This window comes from Hydrogenimonas sp., assembly GCF_029933015.1.
In the GTDB taxonomy this organism is placed as follows: domain Bacteria; phylum Campylobacterota; class Campylobacteria; order Campylobacterales; family Hydrogenimonadaceae; genus Hydrogenimonas.
The window spans coordinates 1-6,432 of record NZ_JAOZOZ010000090.1 but is presented as its reverse complement, the minus strand read 5'-3'; the positions used below and the strand labels follow the sequence as shown (position 1 = coordinate 6,432).

The window sequence follows — 6,432 nt, the reverse complement described above, 5'->3', positions numbered from 1 at the left end:
TTCGACGCAGGCGTGGCCAAAGCCACGTCAAGGAGAACCAGCAAAGAGAAGGGACAAAAGCGTTCCGCCCCCAGGGTCACACGGAAAAGAGCGATGCCGCGGTGAAGGAGTTGGGGAGGATATAGACGATCTGAAAACGGCGGCCGGCCATCAGCTCCCGCCGTATCCCAGTACCGAATAGCCTCCGCGCAACCTGTCGCCCGCCGCTACCGCGACATCGAAACTTCGCGGCAGTGAAAGCTCGACGATACCGTCGGTCATCAGGGCCTGGGGAGTGCCGGCGTGCACCGGACCTTTCCGGACAAAAAACGGCAGCCCCAGGGCGTAGAATCCGCTGACCACTCTCATACGGATATCGGACTCCCTCCAGCGATAGTCGATCGTGCCCTGCTCGTTCAGCGTCCAGGCTCTTCTATCGTCGGGATCCAGAAATACGCCGTGCACTCTTGCGTATTCTGCCACTTCGCACGCGATAGGGGATCTCACCGGTGTCGATCCGGCGAGAGATTTTCTGATCTTCAGAATCTTCCGCCCTTCCGTCTCCTCCACAGACTCCACGATACCGTCCACCGGAGCCAGAAGCGTCTCGTCACGCCTGTCGAAAGGCTCCCTCTCGGGAACGTAGAAAAAGAAGGCCGTCGCGAAGCTGGCGGCGACAAGCAGCAGGTTCAACAGCAGCGCGTCGCTGAAAAGCAGAACCAGCAGCGTCACCCCCCAGACAGGCAGGATGTATCTCCAGCCCGGGGAGAGCACGTAACCTTTGCCGATCATTTTTCCTCTTTTTCCGTATCCGCGCCCTTCTCGGCGGAGGTTTTGTCGACGCTTTCTTCCGACTCTTCGCCTACGAGCTTCGATTTGATGCCATGGCGTTTTTCGAACTCACGGATGATCTGCCGGACCTTTTCACCTTCGATCGTCTCCGCCTTGAAGAGCTCCTCGACCATCTCCTCGATCGCTTCGCTGTACTCCTTGAGACGGCTGACGACATGCTTGTAGCGTTCGTTCAGGAAATTCTTGATGAACTCGTCCATCTCCTCGGCGGTCTTTTCACTGTATTCCTTCTGGCTGTATCCGCCGCCCAGGAACATGTTGGTCTGCTTTTCGAGGACCATCAGACCGGCCACGTCACTCATGCCGTAGAGGCTCACCATCGCCTTGACGATGTCGGTGGCCCGCTCCAGGTCGTTGCTGGCACCCGTGGAGATCTCCTTGATGAAGACCTCTTCGGCCGCACGCCCGCCCAGCAGCGTGTCGATCTCGGCGACGAGTTCGTGTTTTTGCATCAGGTACTTGTTCTCTTCGGGCGTATTGAGGGTGTAGCCCAGAGCCGCCAAACCTCTGGGGATGATGGAGACTTTCGAGACCTTCTTGGCACCCGGCGTCGTCTCGGCGATCAGCGCGTGGCCGCTTTCGTGATAGGCGACGATACGCTTCTCTTTGGGTGCGATGCGGCGGGACTTCTTCTCCAGACCCGCGATGGCCCGCTCGACCGCTTCGAGGAAATCCTCCTGCTCCACCTGCTCCTTGTTCTGACGTCCGGCCAGAAGGGCCGCTTCGTTGACGATGTTGGCCAGGTCGGCACCCGCCAGTCCCGCCGTCAGCCGGGCGATCTCTTCCAGATCGACGTTGGGCGCCATCTTGATGTGCTTGACATGGACCTTGAGGATCTTCACCCGCCCTTCGAAGTCGGGTTTGTCCACCAGCACCTGGCGGTCGAAGCGGCCCGGACGCAGGAGCGCGGGGTCGAGGACTTCGGGGCGGTTGGTGGCCGCCAGGACGATGATCGGCGTGTCGGAGCTGAAACCGTCCATCTCGGCGAGCAGCTGGTTGAGTGTCTGCTCTCTTTCGTCGTTGCCGCCGATCTGGCCGCTGGCGGCACGGCTTTTTCCGATGGCGTCGATCTCGTCGATGAAGATGATGGCCGGGGCCTCTTTCTTGGCCTGTTCGAAGAGATCACGCACCCGCGCGGCGCCCACACCGACGAACATCTCGATGAAGCTCGAGCCGCTGACGGAGAAGAAAGGCACGTTCGCCTCGCCCGCCACCGCCTTGGCCAGGAGCGTCTTACCGGTGCCCGGAGGGCCCACCAGCAAAACACCCTTGGGGATTTTCGCCCCCAGGCGGATGTAGCGCTCGGGGTATTTGAGAAACTCGACGATCTCCTTGACCTCCTCTTTCGCCTCCTCGACACCGGCGACATCGTCGAACTTGACGTTGGGCTTTTCGGAGTTGACCAGCTTCTTGGCGCTGCCCATACCGAGAATCCCGCCGCCCATGTTCTTCTGCATGCGGCTGGCCAGGAACATCCAGATCCCGAAGAAGATCAGGATCGGCAGCACCCAGCCGAAGAGTATCTCGCCCAGCCAGTTGTTTTCGCTATAGCCGCTGTATTCGACACCTTTTTGATCGAGCAGCGGGATCAGCGTACTGTCCTCACCAACCTTCTTGGCGATATAGAGGGTTTTGAAGCCCCCTTCGCTGGAGATCGCCTTGATCGTCGTCTGGCCGATCGAAACGTACTTGATCTTGCCCTCTTTGATCATCCGCTTGAGGTCGGAATAGGGAATCGTCTTGGTCTGCGTCACCGGAGCCGTTCCCATGGCGTTGGGATTCTGTGCACCGAACTGCCCCTCCTGGGTTCCGACGAAACTCTTGAAAAGTATGATGATCAGAAGCGAAAAGATCGCGAAGGTCAGAAGAGGATTTTTGTTGAAAAAATTCTGATCGTTGGGATCTTTCTTTTGGTTGTTATCCGCCATCTCTATCCTTGTTTTCTGTAGATTTTGGTTCGCCACTCGTTTCGGGCGATGGTTTTCAGAAGTTCGAGATCGCCGAAGGCTTCGTCGATCTCGGCCTCTTTTGTATCAAGTATTCCGGAAAGTATCAATAGCCCGCCCTTTTTAGTTCGCTTCTTTAAGTCCGGGGCAATCATTCTGAGCACATCCGCCACGATATTGGCGACGACCACGTCGTACTCCCTTTCCGCCGCGGGAGCGGAGCCCTCCCATATCTTTCCCAGGCGTTGATCGTTGAGGGCAAAGTTTTTTTGGGCGTTCTCTACGGCCAGCGGATCCGTGTCGCAGGCGTCCACCTCGGCACCGAGCATCGCTGCCGCGATCCCCAGGATACCGCTGCCGCATCCCACATCCAGGAGCGTGTCTCCCTTTTGGACGAACCCGCCGATCGCCTCCAGACAGCTCGCCGTCGTTTCGTGGTGGCCCGAACCGAAGGCGAGCGCCGGATCGATCATGATGTTGCGTTTGCCCTCCTTTGGAGACTCCCAGCTGGGATAGACGTAGAAATCTCCCACTTCGACGGGCCGGATCGCTTCCCTGTACTGCGCGATCCAGTCCACGTTCTCCTTCTCCTCGACGGCGGTTTCCACCGTCACGGCCTCTCCGAGTCGCTCGGAGAGAATTTTCGCGTAGGCTTTCGCCCCTTCCACAAGAGGTGTGACATCCTCTTCGCTGCGGATGATCAGCGAGGTATCGGTGGTTTCGATCGCTTCGGGGAAAAGGGTCTGCATTCGGTCGAGGAAAAGGTCGAGGTGGGCCGACGGCGTCACCGTCAACTCGAAGTAGGTATCCTTCATCAGTCGTTGAGGCCCAGGACCGCTTCCAGTTTCTCTTTGAGTACCTGTGGCGTGAAGGGTTTGACGATATAGTTGTTGACACCCGCTTTGAGGGCCGTGATCACTTCCGCCTTGCCTCCTTCGGTCGTTACCATGATGATCGGAATGTCTTCGAACTCCGCCTGGCTGCGCACCTTTTTGACCAGTTCGAGGCCGTTCATGTTGGGCATGTTCCAGTCGGTGATGAGCACCCCTATATCCTCTTTGTTCGCCTGCATCACGTCCCAGGCTTCGGCACCGTCCGCCGCTTCGAGCAGATCCTTGTACCCCAGCCGGTTCAATGTATTCTTGATAATCCGACGCATCGTAGAGCTGTCGTCAACCACCATGATCTTCAATGTAGGTCCTTCATACAAGATAGTGAATCGGGTCTATTTTATCGTGTGGAGGATTAAGCCTCGCTTTGTGGTGAAACGCTCTCAACCCACCAGTTCGAACGCCTTTTTCAGATCGAGCGTCCCTTCGTAGAAGGCTTTGCCGACGATGACACCGGCGACCTTTCCGGTCGCCAGAAGCGCTTCGATATCCCCCATATCCCGCACGCCGCCGCTGGCGATCGTGTCGACACCCGAAGCTTCGGCGATACTCACGGTAAAATCGACATTTACACCCGAAAGTGTACCGTCACGACCCACGTCGGTACAGATGATGGCCTCGACGCCGCAGTCGGCGAAAGCCCGCGCCAGATCGGTCGCCTTCATCTGACTCACTTCCGCCCAGCCCTCCACGGCCACGTATCCGTCGATCGCGTCGATACCCACGGCGATGGGGTATTTCGAAGCCATCTCACGGACGAAATCGGGATCCCTGACGGCGATGGAGCCGAGGATGAGACGGTCGATTCCCAGGTCGAGATAGCGTTCGATCGTCTCCTCGTCGCGGATACCTCCGCCCAGTTCCATCTTCAGATCGCAGTTTTTCCGGATTTTTTCGATCTGCTCGAGATTTTTCGGCTCACCCGCGAAAGCGCCGTTGAGATCCACCAGATGGAGCCACCTCGAACCCATCTCCTCGAACGCCCTGGCCAGTTGCCACGGTTCGTCGCTGTAGATTTTCGCACTCTCCATCAGCCCTTTGGTCAGACGCACGGCCTTGCCGTCTTTGAGATCGATCGCAGGAAGTATCTCCATCTTTCACACCTTCATTTCTACAAAATTTTTCAATATTCTCAACCCGTTGTCGTGGGATTTTTCCGGATGCGGCTGGATGCCGAAAACATTTCCCCGCTGCACGGCACTGACGAATTCGTATCCGTACCAGGTCCTGCCGATCGCGTATTCGTCCGGCGTGACGGCATGGTAGGAGTGGACGAAATAGAGATAGAACTCTTTCGCAAGCCCTTCGAACAGCGGCGTCTGCTTCTGGACGAAGAGTTCGTTCCATCCCATGTGGGGAATCTTGTGGGGCGTTTCGAAGAGATTTGGATCGAAGGGGACCACTTCACCGGGAATGAGTCCCAGCCCCTCGTGCTCTCCGAACTCCAGGCTCTTTTGAAAGAGCAGCTGCATCCCCAGACAGATCCCCAGCATCGGCCGGCCGCTTTCCGCGAAGGCCCTGACGGCTTCGTCCATCCCGTTTTCCCTCAGATGCGCCATCGCGTCGCCGAAAGCGCCGACACCCGGCAGCAGCACTTTGTCGAAATCCGCGACCCTCTCCGGATCGGAAACCACTTCCGAAGAGGCTCCGATCTTCTCCAGCGCGTTGCGGACGCTGGCGAGATTGCCCATGTTGTAGTCGATAATCGCTATCAAATGTCGCCTTTTGAATTTTTCATGATCCGTTGTCGATCTTTCCCTTTTCTGCCCGCATCGGCCGCACTATAGCACGGAGTACCGGATCTAGCGCTCTTTGCGGATGCTTTTCAGATAGATGGAGAGACCGAAAAGAAGCATTGTCACACCGCCGATCAGATAGACGGCATAAGTCAGTTTTTCGGGGTCGATTATAGCAAATTTGAACACCAGCATCAACGCCTCGATCGCCAGGGCGATGATGATGGAGCCGAGGAAACGGACCATCGTTTTGTGGATCTCGTCGGGCTCCCCTTTTTTGTGATGGCCCAGCACCTCCTCCTCGAAAATCGCCTTGACCAGATCGAAGATCGCCAAAGCGAGCGTCAGGAGGATCGTCGCTTCGAACATCTCTTTGATGTCGATGTTGAAAATATTGAACTGGGCCGTGAAAAAACTCTTTATGCCGTTGATGAAGAGAATGAACGCCACCGCCAGCAGCGCCAAAGAGAAGGCAGCGTAACTGATGCGGGTAAAACGCCCGAAAGCCGTCTCCCCCGAGGAGGGGTGGACCATGTGAAGCAGTTTGTCCAAAGGGATATCGGCACAGACGACGTACTGAAGCTGCCCTTTCTCGTTGTAAACCGGATAGGCGGCCGTCACGACGAGAATCCCCTCGATTTTGGAGGGATAGGGATCGGTCAGAATACACCGTTTTTCACGGACAGCGCGATAGTAGTAGGCCCGATCCGCCCTATTCTCCCCCGCCCCGCTCCTGTAGGCCTGGGTTTTGCTGATGTTGTTGATCACCTGTCTGCCCTTGGCGTCGAGGACGTAGAGCGTATCGATCTCCTTGACCTCTTTCTTGATCTTTTTCAGGGCCGAGACGATCGTATCGAGACTCACTTCCGGGGTTTTGTTGGGAATGTTCCTGGCGAGCAGATAACAGAGATAGGCCCTCGCCTTTGGACGGATCTCCGAATACTGCTGTATCTCTTTGATGACCATGGAAACTCCTCTTCCCTCTTTTTTTCAAATTTTATCGAAGAAACCGTTTTTTTCAAACCACCC

General features: G+C 56.7%; 7 protein-coding genes. All 7 read right to left on the bottom strand.

Going from position 1 to position 6,432, the window contains the following annotated elements:
- Positions 1–150 precede the first annotated feature (150 nt).
- The 7 genes from Q1K23_RS06800 to Q1K23_RS06770 all read right to left on the bottom strand — a co-directional run bounded on the left by Q1K23_RS06800 (position 151) and on the right by Q1K23_RS06770 (position 6,369).
- Entirely contained in the window at positions 151–771 is a 621-nt protein-coding gene (locus Q1K23_RS06800; RefSeq protein ID WP_300363392.1) for a hypothetical protein, read from the bottom strand.
- Positions 768–2,759: an ATP-dependent zinc metalloprotease FtsH gene (gene ftsH / locus Q1K23_RS06795; RefSeq protein ID WP_300363391.1), complete on the bottom strand. Its 1,992-nt coding sequence runs from the start codon at positions 2,757–2,759 to the stop codon at positions 768–770. The genes Q1K23_RS06800 and ftsH overlap by 4 nt, the downstream gene beginning before the upstream one ends.
- A 2-nt stretch (positions 2,760–2,761) precedes the next feature.
- Positions 2,762–3,592: a 50S ribosomal protein L11 methyltransferase gene (locus tag Q1K23_RS06790; RefSeq protein ID WP_300363390.1), complete on the bottom strand. Its 831-nt coding sequence runs from the start codon at positions 3,590–3,592 to the stop codon at positions 2,762–2,764.
- A complete protein-coding gene (locus tag Q1K23_RS06785) occupies positions 3,592–3,969 on the bottom strand; it encodes a chemotaxis response regulator CheY (protein ID WP_300363389.1) in 378 nt (125 codons plus the stop codon). Before Q1K23_RS06785 ends, Q1K23_RS06790 begins: the two co-directional genes overlap by 1 nt.
- 81 nt (positions 3,970–4,050) lie before the next feature.
- Complete coding sequence (gene hisA / locus Q1K23_RS06780) at positions 4,051–4,761, bottom strand: 1-(5-phosphoribosyl)-5-[(5-phosphoribosylamino)methylideneamino]imidazole-4-carboxamide isomerase (RefSeq protein ID WP_300363388.1); 711 nt, start codon at positions 4,759–4,761, stop codon at positions 4,051–4,053.
- Between the two features lie 3 nt (positions 4,762–4,764).
- On the bottom strand, positions 4,765–5,382 hold the full coding sequence (gene hisH, locus Q1K23_RS06775) for an imidazole glycerol phosphate synthase subunit HisH (protein WP_300363387.1): 618 nt from the start codon (positions 5,380–5,382) through the stop codon (positions 4,765–4,767).
- 87 nt (positions 5,383–5,469) lie between these two features.
- Positions 5,470–6,369 (bottom strand): PDC sensor domain-containing protein, encoded by a 900-nt coding sequence (locus Q1K23_RS06770; protein ID WP_300363386.1) that lies wholly within the window; start codon positions 6,367–6,369, stop codon positions 5,470–5,472.
- Positions 6,370–6,432: the final 63 nt, after the last annotated feature.